The sequence below is a fragment of the Kribbella sp. NBC_00709 genome (genome assembly GCF_036226565.1).
GTDB lineage: Bacteria > Actinomycetota > Actinomycetes > Propionibacteriales > Kribbellaceae > Kribbella.
The window spans coordinates 6,691,945-6,714,929 of record NZ_CP108996.1 but is presented as its reverse complement, the minus strand read 5'-3'; the positions used below and the strand labels follow the sequence as shown (position 1 = coordinate 6,714,929).

The 22,985-nt window shown below is 69.5% G+C and carries 20 protein-coding genes; 9 read left to right on the top strand and 11 right to left on the bottom strand.

Annotation, left to right across the window (positions count from 1 at the left end; translation table 11 throughout):
• Positions 1-81: 81 nt before the first annotated feature.
• The 5 genes from OHA18_RS32805 (at position 82) to OHA18_RS32785 (ending at position 8,263) form a co-directional block, all read left to right on the top strand.
• Complete coding sequence (locus OHA18_RS32805) at positions 82-1,830, top strand: FAD-dependent oxidoreductase (protein WP_328999217.1); 1,749 nt, start codon at positions 82-84, stop codon at positions 1,828-1,830.
• A complete protein-coding gene (locus OHA18_RS32800) occupies positions 1,827-3,194 on the top strand; it encodes an adenylate/guanylate cyclase domain-containing protein (protein ID WP_328999216.1) in 1,368 nt (455 codons plus the stop codon). The genes OHA18_RS32805 and OHA18_RS32800 overlap by 4 nt, the downstream gene beginning before the upstream one ends.
• An 82-nt stretch (positions 3,195-3,276) precedes the next feature.
• Positions 3,277-5,664, top strand: a complete 2,388-nt coding sequence (locus tag OHA18_RS32795; protein ID WP_328999215.1) for a lamin tail domain-containing protein — start codon at positions 3,277-3,279, stop codon at positions 5,662-5,664.
• A gap of 73 nt (positions 5,665-5,737) precedes the next feature.
• Positions 5,738-6,154 (top strand): peptide-methionine (R)-S-oxide reductase MsrB, encoded by a 417-nt coding sequence (gene msrB / locus OHA18_RS32790; protein WP_328999214.1) that lies wholly within the window; start codon positions 5,738-5,740, stop codon positions 6,152-6,154.
• 72 nt (positions 6,155-6,226) lie between these two features.
• Positions 6,227-8,263 (top strand): AAA family ATPase, encoded by a 2,037-nt coding sequence (locus OHA18_RS32785; protein WP_328999213.1) that lies wholly within the window; start codon positions 6,227-6,229, stop codon positions 8,261-8,263.
• On the opposite strand, the gene OHA18_RS32780 is transcribed toward OHA18_RS32785, so the two are convergent.
• The 5 genes from OHA18_RS32780 to hemE are packed head-to-tail and all read right to left on the bottom strand — an operon-like array spanning position 8,260 to position 12,281.
• Positions 8,260-8,637 (bottom strand): VOC family protein, encoded by a 378-nt coding sequence (locus OHA18_RS32780; RefSeq protein WP_328999212.1) that lies wholly within the window; start codon positions 8,635-8,637, stop codon positions 8,260-8,262. The two genes, OHA18_RS32785 and OHA18_RS32780, sit on opposite strands and share 4 nt — an antisense overlap.
• Complete coding sequence (gene hemQ / locus OHA18_RS32775; protein ID WP_328999211.1) at positions 8,637-9,332, bottom strand: hydrogen peroxide-dependent heme synthase; 696 nt, start codon at positions 9,330-9,332, stop codon at positions 8,637-8,639. Before hemQ ends, OHA18_RS32780 begins: the two co-directional genes overlap by 1 nt.
• Positions 9,329-10,738, bottom strand: coding sequence for a protoporphyrinogen oxidase (gene hemG / locus OHA18_RS32770; RefSeq protein WP_328999210.1), 1,410 nt, complete (start codon positions 10,736-10,738; stop codon positions 9,329-9,331). The genes hemQ and hemG overlap by 4 nt, the downstream gene beginning before the upstream one ends.
• On the bottom strand, positions 10,735-11,220 hold the full coding sequence (locus OHA18_RS32765; RefSeq protein ID WP_328999209.1) for a GNAT family N-acetyltransferase: 486 nt from the start codon (positions 11,218-11,220) through the stop codon (positions 10,735-10,737). The genes hemG and OHA18_RS32765 overlap by 4 nt, the downstream gene beginning before the upstream one ends.
• 20 nt (positions 11,221-11,240) lie before the next feature.
• Complete coding sequence (hemE, locus tag OHA18_RS32760; RefSeq protein WP_328999208.1) at positions 11,241-12,281, bottom strand: uroporphyrinogen decarboxylase; 1,041 nt, start codon at positions 12,279-12,281, stop codon at positions 11,241-11,243.
• 109 nt (positions 12,282-12,390) lie between these two features.
• Here hemE and OHA18_RS32755 point away from each other — a divergent pair, with 109 nt between their 5' ends.
• Entirely contained in the window at positions 12,391-12,993 is a 603-nt protein-coding gene (locus tag OHA18_RS32755) for a DUF3000 domain-containing protein (RefSeq protein WP_328999207.1), read from the top strand.
• Positions 12,990-14,264 carry a ribonuclease D gene (locus OHA18_RS32750; protein ID WP_328999206.1) on the top strand — a complete coding sequence of 425 codons (1,275 nt, stop codon included), beginning with the start codon at positions 12,990-12,992 and terminating at the stop codon, positions 14,262-14,264. The genes OHA18_RS32755 and OHA18_RS32750 overlap by 4 nt, the downstream gene beginning before the upstream one ends.
• A gap of 72 nt (positions 14,265-14,336) precedes the next feature.
• Here the strand turns inward: OHA18_RS32750 and OHA18_RS32745 are convergent, their stop codons facing one another.
• The 5 genes from OHA18_RS32745 to OHA18_RS32725 form a co-directional block, all read right to left on the bottom strand.
• Positions 14,337-15,557, bottom strand: coding sequence for an MFS transporter (locus tag OHA18_RS32745; protein WP_328999205.1), 1,221 nt, complete (start codon positions 15,555-15,557; stop codon positions 14,337-14,339).
• Positions 15,554-16,144: a winged helix-turn-helix domain-containing protein gene (locus OHA18_RS32740; RefSeq protein ID WP_328999204.1), complete on the bottom strand. Its 591-nt coding sequence runs from the start codon at positions 16,142-16,144 to the stop codon at positions 15,554-15,556. Before OHA18_RS32740 ends, OHA18_RS32745 begins: the two co-directional genes overlap by 4 nt.
• Positions 16,145-16,232: 88 nt before the next feature.
• The gene (locus OHA18_RS32735) at positions 16,233-16,721 is read right to left on the bottom strand and encodes a glutathione peroxidase (RefSeq protein ID WP_328999203.1); all 489 of its coding nucleotides are present in this window, start codon (positions 16,719-16,721) and stop codon (positions 16,233-16,235) included.
• A 2-nt stretch (positions 16,722-16,723) separates the two neighbouring features.
• Complete coding sequence (locus OHA18_RS32730; RefSeq protein ID WP_328999202.1) at positions 16,724-17,395, bottom strand: dienelactone hydrolase family protein; 672 nt, start codon at positions 17,393-17,395, stop codon at positions 16,724-16,726.
• The gene (locus OHA18_RS32725) at positions 17,392-18,060 is read right to left on the bottom strand and encodes a hypothetical protein (protein WP_328999201.1); all 669 of its coding nucleotides are present in this window, start codon (positions 18,058-18,060) and stop codon (positions 17,392-17,394) included. The genes OHA18_RS32730 and OHA18_RS32725 overlap by 4 nt, the downstream gene beginning before the upstream one ends.
• Positions 18,061-18,229: 169 nt before the next feature.
• On the opposite strand from OHA18_RS32725, the gene OHA18_RS32720 reads away from it, so the two are divergent.
• Both OHA18_RS32720 and OHA18_RS32715 read left to right on the top strand, forming a co-directional pair.
• Positions 18,230-19,426 (top strand): thiolase family protein, encoded by a 1,197-nt coding sequence (locus OHA18_RS32720; RefSeq protein ID WP_328999200.1) that lies wholly within the window; start codon positions 18,230-18,232, stop codon positions 19,424-19,426.
• Positions 19,423-21,534 (top strand): 3-hydroxyacyl-CoA dehydrogenase NAD-binding domain-containing protein, encoded by a 2,112-nt coding sequence (locus OHA18_RS32715; RefSeq protein WP_328999199.1) that lies wholly within the window; start codon positions 19,423-19,425, stop codon positions 21,532-21,534. The genes OHA18_RS32720 and OHA18_RS32715 overlap by 4 nt, the downstream gene beginning before the upstream one ends.
• A 112-nt stretch (positions 21,535-21,646) precedes the next feature.
• On the opposite strand, the gene OHA18_RS32710 is transcribed toward OHA18_RS32715, so the two are convergent.
• Positions 21,647-22,951, bottom strand: coding sequence for a basic secretory protein-like protein (locus OHA18_RS32710; RefSeq protein WP_328999198.1), 1,305 nt, complete (start codon positions 22,949-22,951; stop codon positions 21,647-21,649).
• Positions 22,952-22,985: the final 34 nt, after the last annotated feature.

Sequence of the window (22,985 nt, the reverse complement as noted above, 5' to 3'; positions counted from 1 at the left end):
CTTGGCTGTCAGCGCACTGGACCGGTCGTACAAACGTTTTGTCCATTGCCACCGGGTTTGTGCGGACCTACCGTCGCAGGCATGGGTGGGGAACCCGGGGGAACTGGTGAACAGCGGCGGCCGCAACTGCGTGCAGCCAGGCCGTTGCTGCTCGTCGTCGACGCTGACCCGGAGCGTCTGGAGCGATGCGAAACCGAACTGGATCGAGCCTTCGGCGTCGATTTCAGAGTGCGCGGCGAGCTGACCGCGGCCGCAGCGATCGATTGCCTACGGCAAGCGCACGAGTGGGAACAGCGGGTTGCCGTCGTGCTCGTCGACCACGGGTTCGACGACCAGGAACGCGCCGAGATCTTCGCGGCGTCGCGGACCGGCCACCCGGACGCGCGCCGGGCGCTGCTGATCGAGTGGGGCGCGTGGGCCGACCGTACGACGGCGTCCGCGATCCTGACGGCGATGTCGGTCGGCGACATCAACTACTACGTGCTGAAGCCGTGGACGACGCGCGACGAGCTGTTCCACCGGACCGTCGCCGAGTTCATCCAGGAGTGGTCGCGGTACGAGGTCGCGAACCTGCGCGAAGTGGTCGTGATCGCCGCGGAGAACTCGGTCCGCGGTCAGGAGATCCGCAGCCTGCTGGCCCGCAACGGCATCCCGAGTGCTTTCCGGGAGAGTGGTTCGGCGCTTGCGAACGACGCGCTGGACTTCATCGGCGAGCCGGATCCCGGCGAGGGCGTGCTGGTCTGGATGCCCGCGGTCGGTGGCACCTTGCTGCACGACCCGACCGACGTGCAGATCGCTGAAGCCTGGGGCGTGCCGACCACACTGGCATCCGACGACACCTCGTTCGACGTGCTGGTGATCGGCGCCGGTCCGGGCGGGCTCGCGGCGGCGGTGTACGCATCGTCGGAAGGACTGCGGACGCTCGTCGTGGAGCGGGAGTCGATCGGCGGGCAGGCGGGGACGAGTTCGCTGATCCGCAACTATCTGGGGTTCTCCCGCGGCATCCGCGGGTCCGAGCTGGCGCAGCGCGGGTACCAGCAGGCGTGGGTGTTCGGGGCGCACTTCGTGCTGATGCGGACGGTCGAGCACCTCGAGAAGCGTGACGGCCACTTCCGCGCGGTGATCGGCGACGTGGGCGAGGTGACCGCCCGCGCGGTCGTCCTGGCCACTGGCGTCTCGTACCGGCGACTCGACGTACCGGCGTTGGAGAAGCTGGTCGGGAACGGCGTGTACTACGGCGCGAGCGTGTCGGAGGCCCATGGGCTGAAGGATCGGGACGCCTGTGTCGTCGGCGGTGGGAACTCCGCCGGGCAGGCGGTGCTGCATCTCGCCCGGTACTGCCGGCACGTGCTGCTGGTGATTCGCGGCAAGGACCTGTCGGCGAGCATGTCGCAGTACCTCATCGACGCCATCGACGCGGCGGAGAACGTGACCGTTCGCGCGTCCAGCGAGATCACCGACGGCGGCGGCGACGGACGGCTGCAGCAGATGACGCTGCGAGACCGTGAGACCGGCGCAGAGGAGACCATCCCGATCGACGGGCTGTTCGTGATGATCGGTGCCGTGCCGGGGACCGACTGGCTGCCGGACGAGGTCGCGCGGGACCCGCGTGGGTTCGTGCTGACCGGGGCGGATGCCGGCCTGAACCCGCTGTGGCACGAGGCTCGGCCGCCGCAACCGTACGAGACGACCCTGCCTGGGCTGTTCGCTGTCGGAGACGTGCGGTCCGAGTCGGTGAAGCGGGTGGCCTCGGCGGTGGGCGAAGGGTCGGTGGTGGTCTCGCAGATCCACGCCCATCTCAAGGTTTCCGTAAGCGAGCGTAGCGAGTGAACCAGACAACACAGCTGCGGTTCGTCTACACACCCGCGATGGTCGGGCTGACGTCGCTGGTTCTGCTCATACCGCTCGCGGGCTTGGTGTTGCTGGTGCGCGATCCGCGACTCGACGTGCACTGGGAACACCATCCGACCCATTTCTGGCTGGTCCTGCTCACCGCCACCCTCAGCGCCGTACTCGCGTACTCGACCGGTGCGGCCGCCGTACGGCGAGGTGACGCGCGCGTTCTGTTCGTCTCGCTGGCCTTCCTGTCGGCGGCTGGGTTTCTGGGACTGCATGCCCTCGCGACCCCGAAGGTCCTGCTGGACACGCCGAACGCCGGCTTCACCCTCGCGACGCCGGTGGGTGTGGCGCTGGCATCTGTGTTCGCGTTCCTGTCCAGCCTGACGGTCTCCGGCATCACCTGGGGAAAGCGGCTGCGGATCGGTCTGCTCGCGCTGCTGGCTCTGTGGGCGGCCGCCTCGATCCTGAAGCTGCCTCCGCTGCACGCGACATCGGTGCCGGAAGCCGCCGACGGCATCCTGACTGTGCTCGCCGTACCGTCCGTCCTGCTGTACGGCGTCGCGGCGGGCCGCTACCTGCGGACGTGGTGGGTGCGGCCGTCGTTGATGTTGCTGTCGATGATCTCGGCGTTCGTGCTGCTCGGCGAGGCGATGATCGCGCTGGTGTTCGCGCGGAACTGGGCGCTGTCGTGGTGGGAGTGGCACGCGCTGATGCTGGCCGCGTTCGTCCTGGTCGTGGCCGGGGTGCGGATCCAGTGGTACGAGGAGCGGTTCGCGGACCTGTACCAGGCCGACACCGTGTCGGGGCGGCGCGAGCTGAGTGTGCTGTTCGCGGACCTGGAGGGGTTCACGACGTTCTCCGAGAAGCACGATCCGGCCGAGGTCACGACGATGCTGAACACGTACTTCCAGGTCGTCGTACCGCAGGTCGTCGGGCGGCACGGCGGGGACGTCGACCGGATCATCGGGGACGCGCTGATGGTGACCTTCAACAAGCGGGGCGATCAGCCGGACCACGCCCGGCTCGCGGCCGCGGCGGGTTTGGCGTTGCAGGCGGCGGCGACCGCCGTACAGGCCACGCATCCGGGCTGGCCGAAGTTCCGGGTCGGGATCAACACCGGTGTGGCCTCGGTGAGCCTGCTCGGGACGGAGGGCGGGCGGACACACACCGTGATCGGCGACACGGTGAATGTGGCGTCGCGGATCGAGGGCCGGGCGCCGAGTGGAGCGGTCGCGATCGGTCCGGCGACCAAGGCGCTGCTGCCCCGTGCGAACACCGAGTCGCTCGGACTGCTCAGTCTGAAGGGCAAGGACGAGCCGATGGAGGTGTACCGGCTGGTCGCGCTGGGCGAATGATCACCCGTGTGTTCGGACCGCGCACCGGGTGTTCACGTGTTGGACCTTGGAACGCACACGTGCCGGTGTGAGAATCCGGGCCATGTCTGCCCTGAACCGACCACGGCGCCGCCTGGGCGCCCTCGTGGTCACGACCAGTCTTCTCGCCTCCGGGCTGGCGGTGGCGTTCATCGCCGCGCCCGCGCAGGCCGCTTCGGCCGATGTGGTCGTCACCGAGGTGTACGGCGGTGGCGGCAACAGCGGCGCGCCGTACACGAACGACTTCGTCGAGCTGACCAACAACAGCTCGGCTGCGATCGACGTCAGCGGCTGGTCGATCCAGTACGCCTCGGCGGCCGGCACCTCGTGGCAGGTCACCAAGCTGACGGGCAGCATCGACCCGGGTACGGCGTACCTGGTCCAGGAGGGCGGCGGGGCGAACGGCCAGCCGATGCCGACCCCGAACGTCACCGGCACGATCCCGATGTCCGCGACGGCCGGCAAGATCGCACTGGTCACCAGCCAGACCGCGCTCGCCTGCGGTGCGACCTGCCACGCGGACCCGAGCGTGAAGGACTACGTCGGCTACGGCACCGCGACCGACTCCGAGGGCACGCCCGCGCCGGGACTGTCGAACACCACCTCGGACTCCCGGGTCGACCCGAAGTCGGACACCGACAACAACGGCGCCGACTTCGCCGCGGGCAACCCGTCGCCGGGCACGCTGACCGGTGGTCCGGCCGAGCCGCCGGTGGACGCCAAGATCCACGACATCCAGGGCGCCGCGCACCGCTCGCCGCTGGAGGGCAAGCGGGTCAGCAACGTGACCGGTGTGGTCACCGCGAAGAGCACCAACGGGTTCTGGTTCCAGGACCCGCAGCCGGACGGCAACCCGGCCACCAGCGAAGGCGTGTTCGTCTTCACCAGCTCCGCGCCGACGGTCTCGGTCGGTGACGCGCTGACGGTCGAGGCCTCGGTCGCCGAGTTCCGCCCGGGCGGCTCCGGCGGTACGACGAACCTGACCACCACCGAGCTGACCAACCCGAAGATCACCGTCACCGGGACGGCCGCCGTACCGGCACCGACCATCGTCGGCCCTGGCGGGCGGGTGCCGCCGTCGACCGTGATCGACGACGACTCGGCCGGTGACGTGGAGACCACTAGTACGGCGTTCGACCCGGCCAACGACGGCCTGGACTTCTGGGAGTCGATGGAGGGCATGTGGCTGGGCATCAACCAGCCGCAGGTCACCGGCCCGACGAGCTCGTTCCGCGAGCTGTCCGTCGTACCGGCCGGCTCCGGGGTCCGGACGGTCCGCGGCGGCATCCTGCTGCAGAAGACCGACAGCAACCCGGAGCGGGTGCTGCTGGACGACGTCCTGGCGCCGATCCCGGACGCGAAGACCGGCGACAAGCTGGCCGGTGTCGTCACGGGTGTTCTGGACTACTCGTTCGGCAACTTCAAGTTTCAGCCGACCGTCACGCCGACGGTGATCGACGGTGGCGTCAAGCGTGAGGTCACCAAGAAGTCCTCGCCGGTGCAGGTGTCGGTGGCGACGTTCAACGTGGAGAACCTCGACCCGGCCGACGGCCCGGCCAAGTTCGACGGGCTGGCGCAGGCGGTCGTGCACAACCTCGCCGCGCCGGACATCCTCGGTCTCGAGGAGGTCCAGGACAACGACGGCGCCGTCAACTCCGGTACGGTCGCCGCGGACGTCACGCTGAACACTTTGGCGGCGGCGATCGTGAAGGCCGGCGGACCGAAGTACACCTGGCGCGAGATCGACCCGGTCGACGGCAAGGAAGGCGGCGAGCCGGGCGGCAACATCCGGGTCGCGTTCATGTACCGCACCGACAAGCCGGTCAAGTTCGTCGACCGCGCGGGCGGCGGCTCGACGGTGGCGACGACGATCACCGCCGACCGGTTCGGCAAGCCGCACCTGAGCGCGTCGCCGGGCCGCGTCGACCCGGCCAACCCGGCCTGGGCGGACACCCGGGTCCCGCTGGCCGGCGAGTTCACCTGGCTCGGGCAGTCGCTGTTCGTGGTGGTCAACCACTTCAGCTCCAAGGGCGGCGACGACCCGCTCTGGGGCCGGTTCCAGCCGCCGGTGCAGTCCAGCGCGCCGAAGCGCCACCAGCAGGCCCAGGCGGTGCGCGGGTTCGTGGACCAGATCCTGGCCAAGGACAAGGGCGCGAACGTGGTCGTGCTCGGTGACCTCAACGACTTCGACTGGTCGGGCACGGCGGACATCCTGGTCGGGTCGGGCAAGACCGCGCTGATCGACGAGCCGCGGACGCTGCCGCTGAACGAGCGGTACAGCTACGTGTTCGAGGGCAACAGCCAGATCCTGGACCAGATCCTGATCTCGCAGAACCTGCGGCCGGCCTCGTCGTACGACGTGGTGCACATGAACGCGGAGTTCCCGGACCAGATCTCCGACCACGACCCGCAGGTGGTCAAGCTGATCCCGCTGCCGTCCTGGGTGCGGTAACCCGAGGATTTCGGCAGTCTTACGTCGGTCGCCCGGGCGGGGTTTTCTTGCCCGGGCGACCGATACTGGTGTCGTGACAGATGACACCAAGCAGTACGCCGTACAGAAGTCCGACGCGGAGTGGAAGGCGCAGCTCTCCCCCGCCGAGTTCCACGTGCTGCGCAAGGCCGGCACCGAGCGGCCGTTCGTCGGTGAGTACACCGACACCAAGACCGTAGGTGTGTACAAGTGCCGCGCCTGTGACGCCGAACTGTTCCGCAGTGAGACCAAGTTCGACTCGCACTGCGGCTGGCCGTCGTTCTTCGCGCCGCTGGCCGAGGACCGGGTCCAGTACATCGAGGACACCGCTCTCGGCATGAAGCGCGTCGAGGTGCGTTGCGCCGACTGCGGCTCCCACCTGGGCCATGTCTTCGAAGGCGAGGGCTACGGCACCCCGACCGATCTCCGCTACTGCATCAACAGCATCAGCCTGACTCTCGACCCGGCCTGAGCCTGCCCACCCGGTCGCCCGGTCTAGCCCTAGACTGGGTCGGCTGGTGGCTCCTCCTGGGGAAGGAAATTGGTGGCAGACGACATCCGCAGACCGCGAGTTCTGGATGTGCTGGCGGCGGAGGAGCCGTGGGAGGTGCCGGCCGAATGGACGGCCCGGGTCCGGGCTCAGCTGCGAGCCTGGGCCGACGATCCCGAAGCCCTGCGGCCGTTGCGCCCGGAGGCGTTCCCGGACTTCGTCAAGGGCACGCCGGCCACGGTCTGGTTCACCCACCAGGTGGCGCCGCTGCTGACCGGGTGGATCCCGGTCCTGCACGGTGAGTACGCCGACCTGTCGGCCGAGCTGACGCACGAGTTCTACCGGCCGTCCTCCCGCCTCGGCGGCAGCGGCCACGTGATCTACGCGCCGCCAACGGACTGGCACCTGCAGGCGATCGCCGGCGCGCGTGGCTTCCGCGAGAACGGGCGCAACCATGCCCTGCAGCTGTCCCGCAACGTCGTCCGGCTGTTCGTCGACGCTCCGCCGATGGCGGCCCGGGCCCAGGCCCTGACCGCCGCGTTCGACCGGGTGCTGGCCGACCGCGAGGCGACCAACCTGCACGTCACCGGCGAGTACGACGAGATCGCGAAGTACTGGCGGTCCGACGCGCTCAAGGACTCCGAGCGCGCCGTGCTCCCCGAGCTGGCCGGCCCGACCGCCGCGCTGCGCTACTCGCTGAACTCGGTCCGGGACACGCACGCCCGGATGTTGATGGTGAGCCCCGACGAGTACGCCGGCGACTTCGCGCAGGTGCTGGCCGAGCTGATCCTGGCCACCGGCCTGCGCGCCATCCCGCAATCCGTCGCGAACATCCTCGGTTCCGCTGCGGTCGACGTGCACACGGCGCTCCAGGACATCCACCCGACCTTCAACCTGCAGACCTGGCACGGCCACGTCAACCAGTGGATGGCTCGCGCCATCCGGAACGGGCAGTCGGCGCTCGCCCGGTCCTGGGGCGCCGCCGCCGCGCGGGTCGGCGTACACCTGTCCGGTGTGCTCGTCCGGGAGCCGTGGCCGGAGCCGGAGGTGCCGGACCTCACCACGCTGTTCCGGATGCTCGACCGGGAGCGCTGGAGCGCCCTGGAGAACCAGACCGCAGCGAACCAGGAGGCCTCACTCTCGGCCGCCTGGAGCGACGTCCAGAAGGACAGTGGCGACGAGGCCGGCGAAGGCACCGGCGGCACGCTCGACGAGCCGCTGCCGAAGCCGTTGGACTTCAGCGACAACCCGCTCGCCGAGCTGGACTCGCTGATCGGCCTGGACTCGGTGAAGGACGCCGTTCGCCGGATGGTCGCCGAGGTGAAGACGAACCTCCGCCGGTCCGAGCTCGGCCTGCCGAGTCACGAGCGGGCGCGGCACATGGTGTTCGTCGGGAAGCCCGGTACGGCGAAGACGACGATCGCCCGGTTGCTCAGCCGGATCTACCACCAGCTCGGCGTCCTGGAGAAGGGCCACGTGGTCGAGGTGGACCGCTCGGACCTGGTCGGCCCCGCGGTCGGTTCGACGGCGCCGATGACGGCGGCCAAGTTCCGCGAGGCGCTCGGCGGCGTGCTGTTCATCGACGAGGCGTACAGCCTGACCCCGGAGAACACCCCGGGCGACTACGGCCTCGAGGCGGTCTCGACGATCCTGAAGCTGATGGAGGACCACCGCAACGACTGCATCGTGATCGTCGCCGGGTACCACCGCGAGATGCAGCGCTTCATGGAGTCCAACACCGGTCTGGCGTCCCGTTTCCCGAAGCTGCTGTCGTTCAGCGAGTACGACACCGACCAGCTGGTCGCGATCTTCGAGCTGCAGGCGCGGCAGAAGGGCATGGTGTACGGCGAGGAGGTGCTGGACAAGGTCCGCACCGTCATCCCGCCCGCGCCCCGCGGCCACAGCTTCGGTAACGGTCGTTTCATCCGGAACGTCCTCGAGGAGGCCGTCTCCAACCAGGCGATCCGGCTGTCCTCCAGCGACCCGGACAGCCTGACCGAGCGCGACCTGCGCGAGCTGATCCCGGCTGACGTCAGGCCCCCGACCTCGATGCGCGCCGAGGACTACCTGCTGCAGAAGCCGGGCACCTAGATCGGCGTTGCCAGCGCGACCGGGTTGCCCTCGGGGTCGGCGAGGTACGCCTGGCGCTCGCCCCAGGGCATGGTCGCGGGCTCCTGCAGGACCGGGTGGCCCGCGGCCCGGAACACTTCCACCTCGGCGTCGACGTCGTCGACGTACACGAACAGCTCGAAGCGTGGCGCCGTACCCACGGTGATGCCCAGCTGGGCCTCTGGCCAGTTGGCGTCGGACAGGCCGAGGGACGAGTCGCCACGCTCCAGGCCGACGTAGTGCGGGTCGCCTTCCAGCGGGAACTGGTACGTCGACTCGTAGCCGAGCAGGCTGTAGAACTCGACGGACCGGCGTACGTTCTGGACGTAGAGCACCGGGAAGGCCTTGCGATGCATCACACCAGGTTAGCGACCAGCTCGCCGAGCTCAGTGCGCTTGCCGGTGTAGAACGGGACTTCTTCGCGGACGTGCCGCCGGGCCGTGGACGCGCGCAGGTCGCGCATCAGGTCGACCATCCGGTGCAGCTCGTCGGCCTCGAAGGCGAGGATCCACTCGTAGTCGCCGAGCGCGAACGACGCCACCGTGTTCGCCCGCACGTCCGGGTAGGTGCGCGCCATCTTGCCGTGCTCGGCGAGCATGAACCGGCGCTCCTCGTCCGGCAGCAGGTACCACTCGTAGGACCGGACGAACGGATACACGCAGACGTAGGCCCGCGGCTCCTCGTCGGCCAGGAACGCCGGGATGTGGCTCTTGTTGAACTCGGCCGGCCGGTGCAGCGCGAACTGCGACCAGACCGGAACCAGGTGCCGGCCGAGCCGCGACCGGCGCAGCGCGTGGTACGCCTTCTGCAGCGCGTCCGACGTCGAGGCGTGCCACCAGATCATGAAGTCGGCGTCGGCGCGGAACCCCTCGACGTCGTAGATCCCGCGGATCACCACGTCGTCGGCCGCGAGCTTCCCGACCAGGTCGTTGAGCTCGGCGGTCAGCTCGTCCCGGTCGGCATCACCGAGCGGCGTCTCGACCTTGAAGACCGACCACAAGGTGTAGCGGATGACGTCGTTGAGCTCGCGGGCTTTCGGCTTACCTGTCACTTCGCCATTGTCTCCAATGCGTTGAGATGCTCCTGCACCCGGGTGGCTGCCTTGCCACCGGACGCGACACACGCCGCGATCCCGACACCTCGGTACGCCGCTCCGCACACCGCCAACCCCGGTACGTCGGCCACAGCGGCCTCGACCCGGTCGACCCGGTCCAGATGCCCCACGGCGTACTGCGGAAGGCCGCCGCCCCATCGCGTCACCAGCGACCCGACGACCTCGGCCTGCAAGCCGATCGCCTTGCGCAGATCCGCGACCGCGAGCGCGACGAGCTCCTCGTCGGACCGCTGCAGCACGTACTCCTCACCGAGTCGTCCGACCGAGGCACGCAGTACGGCCAGCTCTCCCCCGGCCTCGGCCGACCACGCCCACTTGGCGTGCGAGTACGTCGACGCCTTGATCGTGCGCTCCTCGACGGAGGGCACGAGGAACCCGGAGCCGGTCGCGTCATCCGGCCAGTCGCGCTTCCGGACAGCCAGCGTCACGATCGCCATGCTCGCGTACTCGATCGCCGCCAGTTCGGTCGATGCCGTCGGCACCAGCTCGGTCAGCATCCGCGCGGCCGGTGCCGCGGGTACGGCGACCACGACGGCGTCCGCGGTCAGCACGGTCGGCGCGGGCACGGGGCCCGCCTCGAGGGCGAAGCCGTCCGGCGTCCGCGAGATCCGTCGTACGGTCAGCTTGCGGCGGATCTCCACGCCGCGCGCGGTCAGGTCCTGCTCCAGGGCGGTGATGATCCGGTTGATCCCGCCGACAACGCCCGCGAACACGGGTTGGCCGGCGCGCTTCTGGCCCAGCTCACGTAGCTCGGCCGTCGCGGCGAGCAGGCTCGGCGCGGTCCGCAGCTTGGCGTACAGGTCCGGTACGGCGGCCGCGAGCGAGATCTCCTCGGCCTTCCCGGCGTACACCCCGCCGAGCAGCGGGTCGATGAGCTTGTCGGTCACCGCCGACCCCATGCGCTCGGCAACGAACCGCCCGATCGCCACATCCTCGGTCAACGCCGGCGCCGGCAGCTCGGCTTCGTGCGCGACCTGCTCGGCCGCCGCAGACCCGAGTACGTCGACCGTTGCGGACGGATCGACCGGGACCCCCATCACGGTCGGCGGGATCGCCCGGATCCGGTCCCCGACCCACAGACCCGCGGAGGTCGTCGCCGGGTGGACCACGTCGTCACCGAGGCCGACGGCCCGAATCAGGTCGACCGCCTCCGGCCGCCGCGCCAGCACCGACTCGGCGCCCAGATCGACCGGCACCCCTTCGAGCTCGGCCCCGGCCAGCTTCCCGCCGAGCCGCGGCGACCCCTCGAGCACGGTGATCTGCGGCGGATTCGGCCCGGTCGCCAGCGCATGCGCCGCCGCCAGCCCACTGATCCCGCCACCGACGACAACGACCCGGCTCACACGCCCTCCAGGACCAACTCGAACCTCTTGCCCGGGCCCAGGTCGGTGCTTGTGGTGGCGACCTGCCGGAATCCGGCCCGCGTCAGCACCGCCTGCGACGCCGGGTTCCGGTCCGAGGCTCCGGCCCACAGGGCCGTCAATCCGTACTCCGTGGCGGCGACGCCGATGATCGCCCGCACCGCCGCCGACGCGAGGCCCTGCCCCGCCCACTTCTGCGCCATCCGGTAGCCCAGCTCGGCCGACCCGTTCTTCAGGTCAACGAGGTTCACCCGGCCGGCCACCGCACCGGAGTCGTCCACCAGCACATGGAAGCGGCAGACCCCGGCCGCTTGCTCGGCGAGCAGGGCCGCGTGCTTGGCGGCGAAGTTCGCGAAGTAGTCGTCGCCGCGATCCCAGATCCACGAGGCGAAGTACTCGCGGTTCTCCAGCTCGAAGGCGAGCACGGCGTCGGCGTGCTCCGCGGTCAGGGGTTCCAGAGTCACCGGGTGGTCCGGAAGACGGATCACTGAGCGCTCCGGGTCTGCACGTACTTCGCCACCCGGGCGAGCACGTCGGGGTCGGCACTCGGCGGGACCCCGTGACCGAGGTTGAAGATGTGGCCGGGGGCGGCCTTGCCCTCCTCGAGGATGCGGTCGATCTCGGGCTCGATCGCGTCCCAGCCGGCGAACAGCAGGGCCGGATCCAGATTGCCCTGCAGCGGCTTCGGGCCGACTCGTCGCACCGCCTCGTCCAGCGGGACGCGCCAGTCGACCCCGACCACGTCGGCGCCGGCCGCGCTCATCAGGCCGAGCAGCTCGCCGGTGTTCACGCCGAAGTGCACCCGAGGTACGCCGTACGGCGCGAGCGCATCGAACACCTTGGCGGAATGCGGCAGCACGAACCGTTCGTAGTCGCGCGGGGACAGGCCGCCGGCCCACGAGTCGAACAGCTGGATCGCCGACGCGCCGGCCTCGACCTGGACCGACAGGAACGCGATCGCGACATCGGCCAGCCGGTCCGCCAGCGCATGCCACAGGTCCGGCTGACCGTGCATCATCGCCTTGGTCTTCGCGAAGTCCTTGCTCGGCCCACCCTCGACCAGGTACGACGCGAGCGTGAACGGCGCGCCCGCGAACCCGATCAGCGGCGTACCGCCGAGCTCGGAGACGAGCTGCTGGATGGCCTCGGTGGTGAACGGCACGTCGGCCGCGGTGACCGGGCGGACCGCCGCGACCCCGGCGGCGTCCCGGATCGGGTCCGCCGCCACCGGGCCGACCCCAGGCTTGATCTCGATGTCGTAACCGGCGAACTGGAGCGGGGTGACGATGTCGGAGAAGAAGATCGCCGCGTCGACGCCGTAACGGCGGACCGGCTGCAGCGTTATCTCGACGACAAGGTCGGGACGCATGCAGGACTCGAGCATCGAGATGCCCTCCCGCGCCTTGTGGTACTCGGGCAGCGCCCGTCCCGCCTGTCGCATGAACCACACCGGGGTGTGCGACGGCCGCTCCCCCCGGGCGGCGAGCAGGTAGGGCGAACGATCCAGCGGCGACGTCGAAGGCACACAGCGATGATCCCACGCTGGTTCCAACGGCCGTGCGCCGGTCAGACACCGCCTGTTACCGGCGCGTCTAAACAAGCGTCGGTGAGTAATCGGTCGTAGGCTGCGAAGCATGGGTGCCCGCAAGCAGGTCGACGCGCCACCCGCGGAGTTCGCCGAGGCAGTCTCGCAGTTACGAGGTGCCCGGTTCCGGCCCGAGGTTTTCGTCGAGGAGATGCCCGCACCGCAGCGGATCGCACCGCACGCGGCCGCGGTCAGCGCGGACGTGACGGTTGACGGCGACGATGTCGCCACCGGCCGGCTCGTCATCCTCTACGACCCGGCCGGGAACGACGCCTGGCAGTCGACCTTCCGCTGTGTCGCGTATGTGCGTGCCGCCGTCGAACCGGAGATGGTGACCGACGCGCTGCTCGGTGGCGTGGGCTGGACCTGGTTGATGGAGGCGCTGGCCGACCGCGGCGCCGACTTCCTGGCCCCGAGCGGTACCGTCACCAGGGTGGTATCGGAGAGTTTCGGCGGCATGGCCGACGACGACGCGACGGCGGAGATCGAGATCCGCGCGTCCTGGAGCCCGGTGCCGGGGCCTGGTGGCCTGGTGGACGTGACCCGGCACGCCGAGGCGTGGGGCGAGGTTCTCTGTACGGCGGCCGGACTGCCGCCGGTTCCGCCGGGGGTTGTCGCGATGCCGACCCGACGCGGACAGCGGGGCCGATGAGTTCAGCCAACACTCCGCAGCCGTCCACCTCGGACGACCCCACCGCGACCCTGCCCCTGCTGGAACTGCGGGACGGGTTGTCGGACGTGATCGATGTCGAGTCGGCGCTGACCGACGCCGTCGAGGCGTTCCGGGCCGGCAGCGGGCCGGTGGCTGTCGACGCCGAGCGCGCGTCCGGCTACCGCTACTCGCACCGTGCGTACCTGGTCCAGCTGCGCCGTGAGGGCTCCGGCTCCGCACTCGTCGACCCGATCCCGTTCGGCGACCTGTCCGCGCTCGGCGACGCGATCGTCGACACCGAGTGGATCATCCACGCCGCCAACCAGGACCTGGCCTGCCTGGCCGAGGTCGGGATGGTGCCGCGACAGGTGTTCGACACCGAGCTGGCCGGCCGCCTCCTCGGGTACCCGAAGGTAGGGCTCGCCTCGCTGGTCAGCGAAGTGCTCGGTTATCGGATGCGCAAGGAGCACTCCGCGGCCGACTGGTCCACCCGGCCGCTGCCGGCGCCGTGGCTGGTGTACGCCGCGCTCGACGTCGAGATGCTGATCGAGCTCCGCGACGCGATCGAGCAGGAGCTGCGCCGCGAAGGCAAGTGGGAGTGGGCCGAGCAGGAGTTCGCCGCGATCCTCGACGCTCCCCCGCGCGAGCCCAAGCCGGACCCATGGCGCCGTACGTCGGGCATGCACCGGGTCCGCAACCGCCGCAGCCTGGGCGTCGTCCGCGCGCTGTGGGAGGCGCGGGACCAGATCGCCGAGTCCGCGGACATCTCGCCCGGCCGGATCCTGCCGGACGCCGCGATCGTCGAGGCCGCGTCCGCGATGCCGGCCGATCGGGACACGCTGCAGAAGCTGACCGCGTTCAAGGGCCGCGGCGCGCACCGGCACATGCGCACCTGGTGGGAGGCAGTCGACCACGCCCGCCGCCTCCCCGACTCCGAGCTCCCCAAACAAGGACCGCGGTACGACGGCCCGCCGCCGGCCCGCGCCTGGGCCGACCGCGACCCGGACGCTGCGGCACGTCTCTCGGCCGCCCGCACGGCGGTCGCGGAGATCGCCGAGGCGCACCGCCTTCCGACGGAGAACCTCCTGGCCCCGGACACGATCCGCCGGCTCGCCTGGTCCCCGCCCAGCGACGTGAACCTCGAGGTCGTCACGACCTTCCTCCGCGACCACCACGCACGTCCGTGGCAGATCGGCCTCACCGCCGACGTACTCACCGACGCGATGACCTCAGAGGCCCCCGCCAAGCCCCTCGACCAGCCCCCCGACTAGCCGACCGTCTCAGGGGTCAACCCCCGAGATGGTCGGTTGTGACCCCTGTGTACGAGGGGTCAAGCGTCCAGGTCAGGGGTTGACCCCTGAGACGGACTCCGTTGGAGTCGGGGCTGGGCGGAGCTCGGTGCGGAGGGTCAGGACGATCTGGAGCGCGCCGAGCAGGATCACGGTTGCGATGATCGCGAAGATCTGGCGGTAGCTCAGCAGGCTCACGAGCAGACTGCCGACGGCGAGCGAGATCGCTTGCGGCGTCGACAGCAGCACCTCGACCGCGGTCGAGACCCGGCCGATCAGGTGCCCCGGTGAGCGGCGCTGCATCAGCGTCGTGAACGCCACGAACGTCCACGGCAGCCCCAGCCCACAGATGCCGGCACCGATCAGCACCACAATGATCGTGGGTGCGGCGGCGCAGACGATCGTGGCGGCGGCCAGTGCGACCAGGCCGACCACGCAGACGGCGATCTCGCCCAGGCGGCGTACGGCGCGGCTCGCGGTGAGGCCACCGATGATCGCACCGATGCCCTGGCAGGTGACGAAGACGCCGGAGAACGTCGGCGGCTTGCCGAAGGCATCCATCAGCGCGTAGATCGACGATTCGAAGAAGCCGATGACGAGGATCGAGATCGCCAGCCCGGCGAGGACATGGCGCAGTACCCGATCGCCGACCAGGAACCGGACGCCACCGAGGACGTCCTCGCGGAAGGTGTGCTTCGCCGGCGCCGGGGTCTCGGTGACCTTGATCGTCGCGATGAACAGCCCGGCGGCCGCGAACGTGGTCGCGTCGATGACCGCCACCAGCCAGCCGCCCGCGGTCGCGAAGATCGCGGCGCCGACCAGCGGCCCGAACAGCCGATAGCCCTCCTTGATCGTGGCCAGGCTGGAGTTCGCGTCGACGAGGAGATCGTCCGGCAGCAACTCCTTGAGCAGCCCGTTGACGGCAGCGGGCAGGACGACGAACGAGACGCCGTACAGGAAGGCGACCACCCAGATCAGCCAGACGTCGCTCTCGTCCCGGACCAGGACGAGCGGGAGTACGGCGGCCGCGCTCGCGAAGTTGCCCCAAACAAGGATCGCCTTGCGGGGCAGGCGGTCCACCCACACGCCCAGCAGCGGGGCGCCGAGCGCCGGCAGCACCATGAAGAAGAAGGTCAGACCGGCGAGCGCGTTGGAGCCGGTGAGCGTCTTCACCCACATGCTCAGCACCAGCAGCATCACCGAGTCGCCCAGCATCGACGTACTCAGCCCGCCGAACAGGCGTGGGAACCCGGGCTGCGCGAAGAGCTTCCTCATGCCGGATCGACCCCCGGGAAGTACGTCGGGACACCCCAGGCGACGAACTCGCACAGTCGCGCACCCGCCGGCCGCTGCTTCGGATCGGTCAACCGCTCGACATGGCGGTCGAGCACAGCATTGATCGCCTCGTTCATCTCCTTGAGCTCGTCCGGAGTCAGCCAGGCGACCATCTCGGTGTTGCTGTGCGCCGCACGCCACTCCTCGGACTCTTCCGGTGCGCGCTGCTGCGCCTCCCGCAACCGGTCGATCGCGCGACCCATCATCACGTCGGACAACGCCTGCGCGGCACGCCGCTCGTCGATCGATCCCGACGCGTGCTCCTCGTCCCAGCGGAATCCGAGCCCCGGCACCTGCCACGGCCGCTGCCGGCCCTTCCCACCCTCGGCCTCCACCACGAACCCGTGCTGGGCCAGCTTGCGCAGGTGCCACGAACAGTTCGCCGGCGTCTCGTCGAGCCGGTCGGCCAGCTCGGTCGCGGTCAGCGGTCCGCTGACCGACAGCAGTTCGATGATCGCCATCCGCACGGGATGGGCCAGAGCGTTCAGCTCACGGGGGTCGCTCAGGCGGCGATGCGGGTTCGGCATGCGTCGAAAGTACTCTTTCGAAAGAGTTGTTGCAATGGACGGCAAAGAAAATCGCCCGCCGCGGACGCGACGGGCGATCTCTGCGGTGTCAGGCCGGGAGCTGGGCCTCGATCGCGGCGACGACCTCGTCCGACTCCGGCTCGGTGCGGGGGCGGAAGCGGGCGGCGACGGTGCCCTCGGGGCTGACCAGGAACTTCTCGAAGTTCCACTGGATGTCGCCGGCCTCACCCTCGGCGTCCGGGGTCAGGGTCAGCTCGGCGTACAGCGGGTGCCGGCCCTCGCCGTTCACGTCCAGCTTGTCCAGCATCGGGAACGTCACGCCGTACGTCGTCGAGCAGAAGGTGTCGATCTCCTCGGCGGTGCCTGGCTCCTGGCCGCCGAACTGGTTGCACGGCGCACCGAGGACGGTGAAGCCGCGGGAACCGTACTTCTTCTGCAGGTTCTCGAGACCTTCGTACTGCGGCGTCAGGCCGCACTTCGACGCAACGTTGACGACCAGAACGGCCTTGCCCTTGTACTCACCGAGCGACGTCGATGCACCGGACAGAGTGGTCAGCGGAATGTCGTACAGGCTCATGCTCATCCTTGTGGAGTTGGGAGGTGACGGGCAAGAAAGTCTTCGGTACGGCGCCATGCGAGGGCGGAGGCGTCGGGGTGGTGGAACATCGGCAGCGGGTTGTCGAACGCGTGACCGGCGCCGTCGTACCGGTGGATCTCGGCAGCGCCCAGCATCGGGACGATCTCGTCGACGTCCAGGTAGGCGTCGGTGTTGCCGAAGTGGTGCAGGCTGGTCGCGGTCACCTTCGGCGCGAGCTCGCCGAGCTGCTTGAGCGCGGAGCCGTAGTAGCTCACGAGCACGTCCGGTGACGCCACGGCCGCGACGTTGTAGCCCAGCCCGCCACCGAAGCAGAAGCCGACCACTCCGGCGCCCTTGCCGCGCGCCTGCAGGTACTCCAGTGCGGCGACGGCGTCCTTGACGGCCTGGTCCCAGTCGAGGCGTCCGACGATGCCCATGGCGCGCTGCAGCAGGTCCGGCGAGGACTCGTCCAGCTCGGTGTCGTCGAGCCGCCAGTAGATCTCCGGCGCGATCACGTAGTACCCGAGGGCGCGCAGATCCGCCGCACGGTGCTTGATGTAGTCGGAGACCCCGAAGATCTCCTGCAGCAGCAGGACTCCGGGGGCCTCGCTATCGGCGGATCCCCACTCGTGGACTGGTATCAAACCTGAACCGGTATCGATCTCCAATGTCACACTGTGAAGCGTACGACCTCCGGAGTAACCGATCTGGGTGCGGGTGCCGGCATCCACAGCTTGGTCTCGGCGATCGCGTCGACGAGCAGCTTGTACAGCCGGTCGTCAGGGTCGGGCACACACGCCTGCGAGATGCCTTCGACCGCGCACGACACCGCCCGTGGAGCGGTCCGGCGGGCGAAGTCCGGCGTACCCCGGCGGGAGCGTGCCGTGAACGACCGGGCCCACTTCGTCGCCGACGGGACCGATCGCAGCACCGCCAGCGAGTCCGGCTCGATGTCGTCCGGCGGCCGCCCGTCGAGCTCGGCCAGCTGCTTCTCCCCCACCAGCAGCGCAACAGCCAGGATGTACTGGCGCTCCTGCGAGACGACCGGCAACGCCTGCTGGATGCAGCGTGCCGTGACCCTCGGTACGACGTGCGGGTCGTCAGGCGTCAGCCCGATCACCGAGGGGATCATCGGCGCCAGGCGGGACCGCCCGGCGTCCGTCGTACAGTCGTTGACGTCCCGCGCGACGCCGGCCAGCAGCGGATGCGTGCAGGCCGGATGGTCGGACCACGGCTCGCCGGCCAGGTAGGAGGCGAACTCCATGAAGCAGGCGCCCTTGCGTGGATTGCGGTGTTTCCCCCGGCTGAGGACCGGTACGGCCAGATCAAAATTGTTCATGGAACAACTCCAGTGACGCGGACCTTGATCACCCAGCATGCGCCCATTCGCGCCGCAAAGCCACGGGTAACGGCTTTGTGAGCCGACGCACAGGCGTGAGTACTTTGGCGGTTCTGTTACTCACGGGTAGCATCGAGGTAGCTTTCCCGACCCCCAGAGGAGGGCACTCGTGCCCCGTGAGATCCGCGATGTCGTGTTCGTCGACGGCGTTCGCACCCCGTTCGGCAAGGCCAAGGGCCAGTACGCCGAGACCCGCGCCGACGACTTGGTGATCAAGTGCATCCGGGAGCTGCTGCGGCGGAACCCGGAGCTCCCGCCGGAGCGAGTGGACGAGGTCGCGATCGCGGCCACCACCCAGATCGGCGACCAGGGCCTGACCATCGGCCGGACCGCGGCGCTGCTGGCCGGCCTGCCGAACACCACCCCCGGCTACGCCATCGACCGGATGTGTGCCGGTGCGATGACCGCCGTCACCACCACCGCGGCCGGTGTCGCGTTCGGTGCGTACGACGTGGTCATCGCCGGCGGGGTCGAGCACATGGGCCGCCACCCGATGGGCGAGGGCGTCGACCCGAACCCGCGGATCATCGCCGAGAAGCTGGTCGACACCTCCGCGCTGGTGATGGGGTCGACCGCGGAGAACCTGCACGACCGGTTCCCGGGCATCACCAAGGCGCGCGCCGACGCGTTCGCCGCAGCGTCGCAGGAGAAGGCCGCGAAGGCCTACGCCAACGACCTGATCCAGCCGGACCTGGTGCCGGTCGCGACCCGGTCGGCCGAGCAGGGCTGGGGCTACGCGTCCACCGACGAGCCGATGCGGCCGGGCACGACGGTCGAGGACCTCGCCGGGCTGAAGACCCCGTTCCGTGCGCACGGGCGGGTCACCGCGGGCAACTCGGCCGGGATCAACGACGGCGCGACCGCATGCGTGCTGACGTCCGCCGAGGCCGCCGAGGAGCTCGGGCTGACGCCGAAGATGAAGCTGGTCTCGTACGGCTTCGCCGGCGTCGAGCCCGAGGTGATGGGCGTCGGTCCGATCCCGGCGACCGAGAAGGCTCTGAAGCTGGCCGGGCTGACGATCGACGACATCCAGGCCTTCGAGGTCAACGAGGCGTTCGCCGTCCAGGTGATCGCGTTCCTGGAGCACTACGGCATCGCCGACGACGACCCGCGGGTCAACCCGTACGGCGGAGCGATCGCGTACGGGCACCCGCTGGCGTCGTCCGGGGTCCGGCTGATGAACCAGCTGGCCAAGCAGTTCGAGCAGCGCCCCGAGGTCCGCTACGGCCTCACCACCATGTGCGTCGGCCTCGGCATGGGCGGAACGGTCATCTGGGAGAACCCCAACTGGGAGGGTCAGAAGTGAGCCTGCAGGAATTGATCGACTCCGCGTCGGCGCTGTCGACCGACGAGGTCGTCACGCTCGCGCACTCCCGGGACGTCGTACTTCCGGGCAAGGCCGGCGTGATGGCGCTCATCACGCTGGACAACGGGCACGACCACACCAAGCCGAACACCTTCGGGCCCAAGGGTCTCGGGTCGCTGAACGAGGCTCTGGACGCGGCGCTGGCCCGCGATGAGATCGTCGCGATCGGTGTCACCGGCAAGCCGTTCATCCTGGCCGCGGGCGCCGACCTGACCGGCGTACCGAAGCTGACCGATCGGGAGCAGGCGCTGGCGCTCGGCAAGATCGGGCACGGTGTGATGCGGAAGCTGGTCGACGGTGGCAAGCCGTCGTTCGCGTTCGTCAACGGGGTGGCGCTCGGCGGTGGGCTCGAGGTCGCGCTGCACGCTTCCTACCGCACCGTCTCGGTCGCCGCGGGCATGCTCTCGACGCCCGAGGTCTTCCTCGGGCTGATCCCGGGCTGGGGCGGCAACTTCCTGCTGCCGAACCTGATCGGCGCGGACAACGCCGTCAAGGTCGTCGTCGAGAACGCCCTGAACCAGAACAAGATGCTCAGCGGGCCGGAGGCGGTGAAGTTCGGCATCGGCGACGTACTGCTGGACTCGGCGGACTTCCTGGAGCAGTCGCTGCTGTGGGCATCGAAGGTGCTGACGGGCTCCGTGGTGGTCGAGCGCGCTTCGATCGACCGTGGCGACGCGTGGGACGCGGCGGTTGCCCGGGGCAAGGCTTTTGCCGATCTCAAGGTCAGTGGGGCGGCGCCGGCGCCGTACCGGGCGCTCGAGCTGATCGCGGCGGCTCGCGACAACGATCGGGACCGTGGGTTCGCGGCCGAGGACGAGGCGCTGGCCGACCTGATCATGAGCGAGGAGCTGCGGAGCGGGCTCTACGCGTTCGACCTGGTGAACAAGCGAGCCAAGCGGCCGGCCGGGGCGCCGGACAAGTCGCTGGCGCGGCCGGTGACCAAGGTCGGTGTCGTCGGTGCGGGTCTGATGGCGGGTCAGCTGGCGTTGCTGTTCGCGCGGCGCCTCGAAGTACCGGTGGTGCTGACGGACCTGGACCAGGAGCGGGTGGACCGTGGCGTCGGGTACGTGCACGGTGAGATCGACAAGCTGCTCGCGAAGGGCCGGGTGCGCCCCGACAAGGCGAACCAGCTGAAGGCGCTCGTCACCGGGTCGGTGGACAGGGCAGTGTTCGCGGACGCCGACTTCGTGATCGAGGCCGTGTTCGAGGAGCTGCAGCTGAAGAAGACGATCTTCGCCGACCTGGAGAAGATCATCCGGCCGGACGCCGTGCTGGCGACCAACACCTCGTCGTTGTCGGTGACCGAGATGGCCGCGGACCTGGAGCACCCGGAACGGGTCCTCGGGTTCCACTTCTTCAACCCGGTCGCGGTGCTGCCGCTGCTGGAGATCATCCGGGCGGACAAGACCGACGACGCCTCGCTGGCGACCGCGTTCGCGGTCGGCAAGACGCTCAAGAAGTCGTGTGTGCTGGTGAAGGACGCGCCGGCGTTCGTGGTGAACCGGCTGCTGACGCGGTTCCTCGGCGAGGTCAGCGCGGCGGTGGACGAAGGTACGCCGATTCCCTTTGCCGACAAGGCGTTGTCGGCCTTGGGTCTGCCGATGCCGCCGTTCGTGCTGCTGCAACTGGTCGGCCTGCCGGTCGCGCTGCACGTCGCGGAGACGATGAACCGGGCCTATCCGGAGCGGTTCGCGGTCTCGGAGAACCTGGCGAAGGTTGTTGCCGCGGGCAAGAGTTCGTTCTACCTGTGGCCGGAGGGCAAGCCGGTCGTGGATCCGGAGGTCGAGGCGCTGGTGACGGTCGGCGACAAGCCGTCCACCGCCGACGAACTCCGCAACCGCGTGCTGACCGCGCTGGCCGAGGAAATCAAGATCATGCTCGACGAGGGCGTGGTCGCCGAAGCGCAGGACATCGACCTGTGCCTCCTCCTGGGCGCCGGCTGGCCCTTCCACCTGGGCGGCATCACCCCGTACCTCGACCGCACCGGCATCTCCGAAAAGATCAACGGCACCCGCTTCCTCCCCCGCGGCGTAGCCGGCCTCACCTGATCCGCTCGGCCGTCTGAGGGGTTGACCCCCGAGATGGCTGGTTGACACCTCGCATCCAGGGAGGACAACCGGCAACCTCAGGGGTCAACCCCTCAAACGATCCGGATCGCGTTTAGCCCTTGAACTTTTTGGCGGCGGCGACGATTTGGGCGGGGGTTTGGCCGGTGTCTTTCCTCAGGACGGACTCGCCGTGTTGGGACATGTCGGTGTAGAGGGCGGCCAGCTTCTTCTCGCCCAGTTTGTGGGCCAGGTATTCGACGATCCACCAGCTCGTGCCGTAGGCGCGGCCTGCGTCGGCGTCGAAGACGGATGGGTCGGGTAGTGCGGTCAGCTTCGGCAGGTACGCCGTCTTGACCTGCTTGCGGTACGGGTCGACGGACCAGTGCGGATCGTCCTCGATCGAGCGGCAGCGGACGTACTCCGCCATGCCTTCGACCATCCAGATCGGCGTGGCCATCCCAAGCGTCGACGTCGCCACATGCGTCATCTCGTGCACCAGCAGGTCCTTGTCGAGCCGCTTGCGCAACGCCGGGTTCACCACGATCCGGCTGCCGATCGGACGGCCGATCGGCTTGCCCAGCTGCTCCCCCTCGAACAGCGTCACGGCCTTCGCCGCGATCGTCCAGCCGTCCCCGGTGCCGGCGGTCCAGATCGTCGACATCACCCGGTCCTGCGGCATCGCGACGACCAGTACTGCGCCGTTCCACGGCTGGGCCCAGTGCTTGCGGACCGACTTCACCGCCTTCTCGGCGACCTGCGCGACCTTCGTACCGAGGCCGGCTTCCCGTTTGTCCACGACCACGACGACCGTCCCCCGCCGTACCACCTGGACCGCGTCGAAGTCCCACGGCTGGCGATGCCCCTCCTCGCTGAGGTTCTCGTCCGTCCCGGTGTCGTCGACCAGAATCCACGCACGGGCCCGCCGGACGAAGCTGTACCCGAGGTCGGTCTGCACCGGCTGCGGATCCAGCCCCACCAACTGGTACCGCATCATCACCCGCGTCGAGAACGTCGTCGGCCCGAACTTCGCCACCAGACCCGGCACCGGACGGAACGCGTCAGCAGTGAAGTACTTCAACGAGCTGAACCCGAACTTCCGCAGGTTCGCGAACAGGATCCGCTGACGCGCGACCAGGTCAGCCTGCTTCGGGTCGACCGGGGCCAGGAAGCCCTTCAGATCACCCTTGAGAACGGCAGCGGACCGTCGGGCCAGCACCGCGTCGATCGCCTGTTTGCGCGCCGCCTCCTGGGCGGCACTGAGCTCGCCCGGCGTCGGCGACGTTGCGGTTGCCTCCGCGGCGACCGCGCTGGTCCCGGGGGCTGCGTCACCGCTCCGGACCCGGACGGCGACGACCGTACCGGACGCCGCCAGCGCCAGCACGGCAACGCCTGCGAACAGGCGTTTCGGGTGGTTCATCGGTGGATCCCCCTCGGATGGTCGGCTGATCCTA

What these genes read in the sequence shown, in the direction of transcription:
- OHA18_RS32805 (WP_328999217.1), top strand. Translation starts at nt 82, where the DNA reads ATGGGTGGGGAACCCGGGGGAACTGGTGAACAGCGGCGGCCGCAACTG.
- OHA18_RS32795 (WP_328999215.1), top strand. Translation starts at nt 3,277, where the DNA reads ATGTCTGCCCTGAACCGACCACGGCGCCGCCTGGGCGCCCTCGTGGTC.
- OHA18_RS32780 (WP_328999212.1), bottom strand. Translation starts at nt 8,637, where the DNA reads ATGCATCGCAAGGCCTTCCCGGTGCTCTACGTCCAGAACGTACGCCGG.
- OHA18_RS32755 (WP_328999207.1), top strand. Translation starts at nt 12,391, where the DNA reads ATGGGTGCCCGCAAGCAGGTCGACGCGCCACCCGCGGAGTTCGCCGAG.
- OHA18_RS32750 (WP_328999206.1), top strand. Translation starts at nt 12,990, where the DNA reads ATGAGTTCAGCCAACACTCCGCAGCCGTCCACCTCGGACGACCCCACC.
- OHA18_RS32745 (WP_328999205.1), bottom strand. Translation starts at nt 15,557, where the DNA reads ATGAGGAAGCTCTTCGCGCAGCCCGGGTTCCCACGCCTGTTCGGCGGG.
- OHA18_RS32740 (WP_328999204.1), bottom strand. Translation starts at nt 16,144, where the DNA reads ATGCCGAACCCGCATCGCCGCCTGAGCGACCCCCGTGAGCTGAACGCT.
- OHA18_RS32735 (WP_328999203.1), bottom strand. Translation starts at nt 16,721, where the DNA reads ATGAGCCTGTACGACATTCCGCTGACCACTCTGTCCGGTGCATCGACG.
- OHA18_RS32725 (WP_328999201.1), bottom strand. Translation starts at nt 18,060, where the DNA reads ATGAACAATTTTGATCTGGCCGTACCGGTCCTCAGCCGGGGGAAACAC.
- OHA18_RS32710 (WP_328999198.1), bottom strand. Translation starts at nt 22,951, where the DNA reads ATGAACCACCCGAAACGCCTGTTCGCAGGCGTTGCCGTGCTGGCGCTG.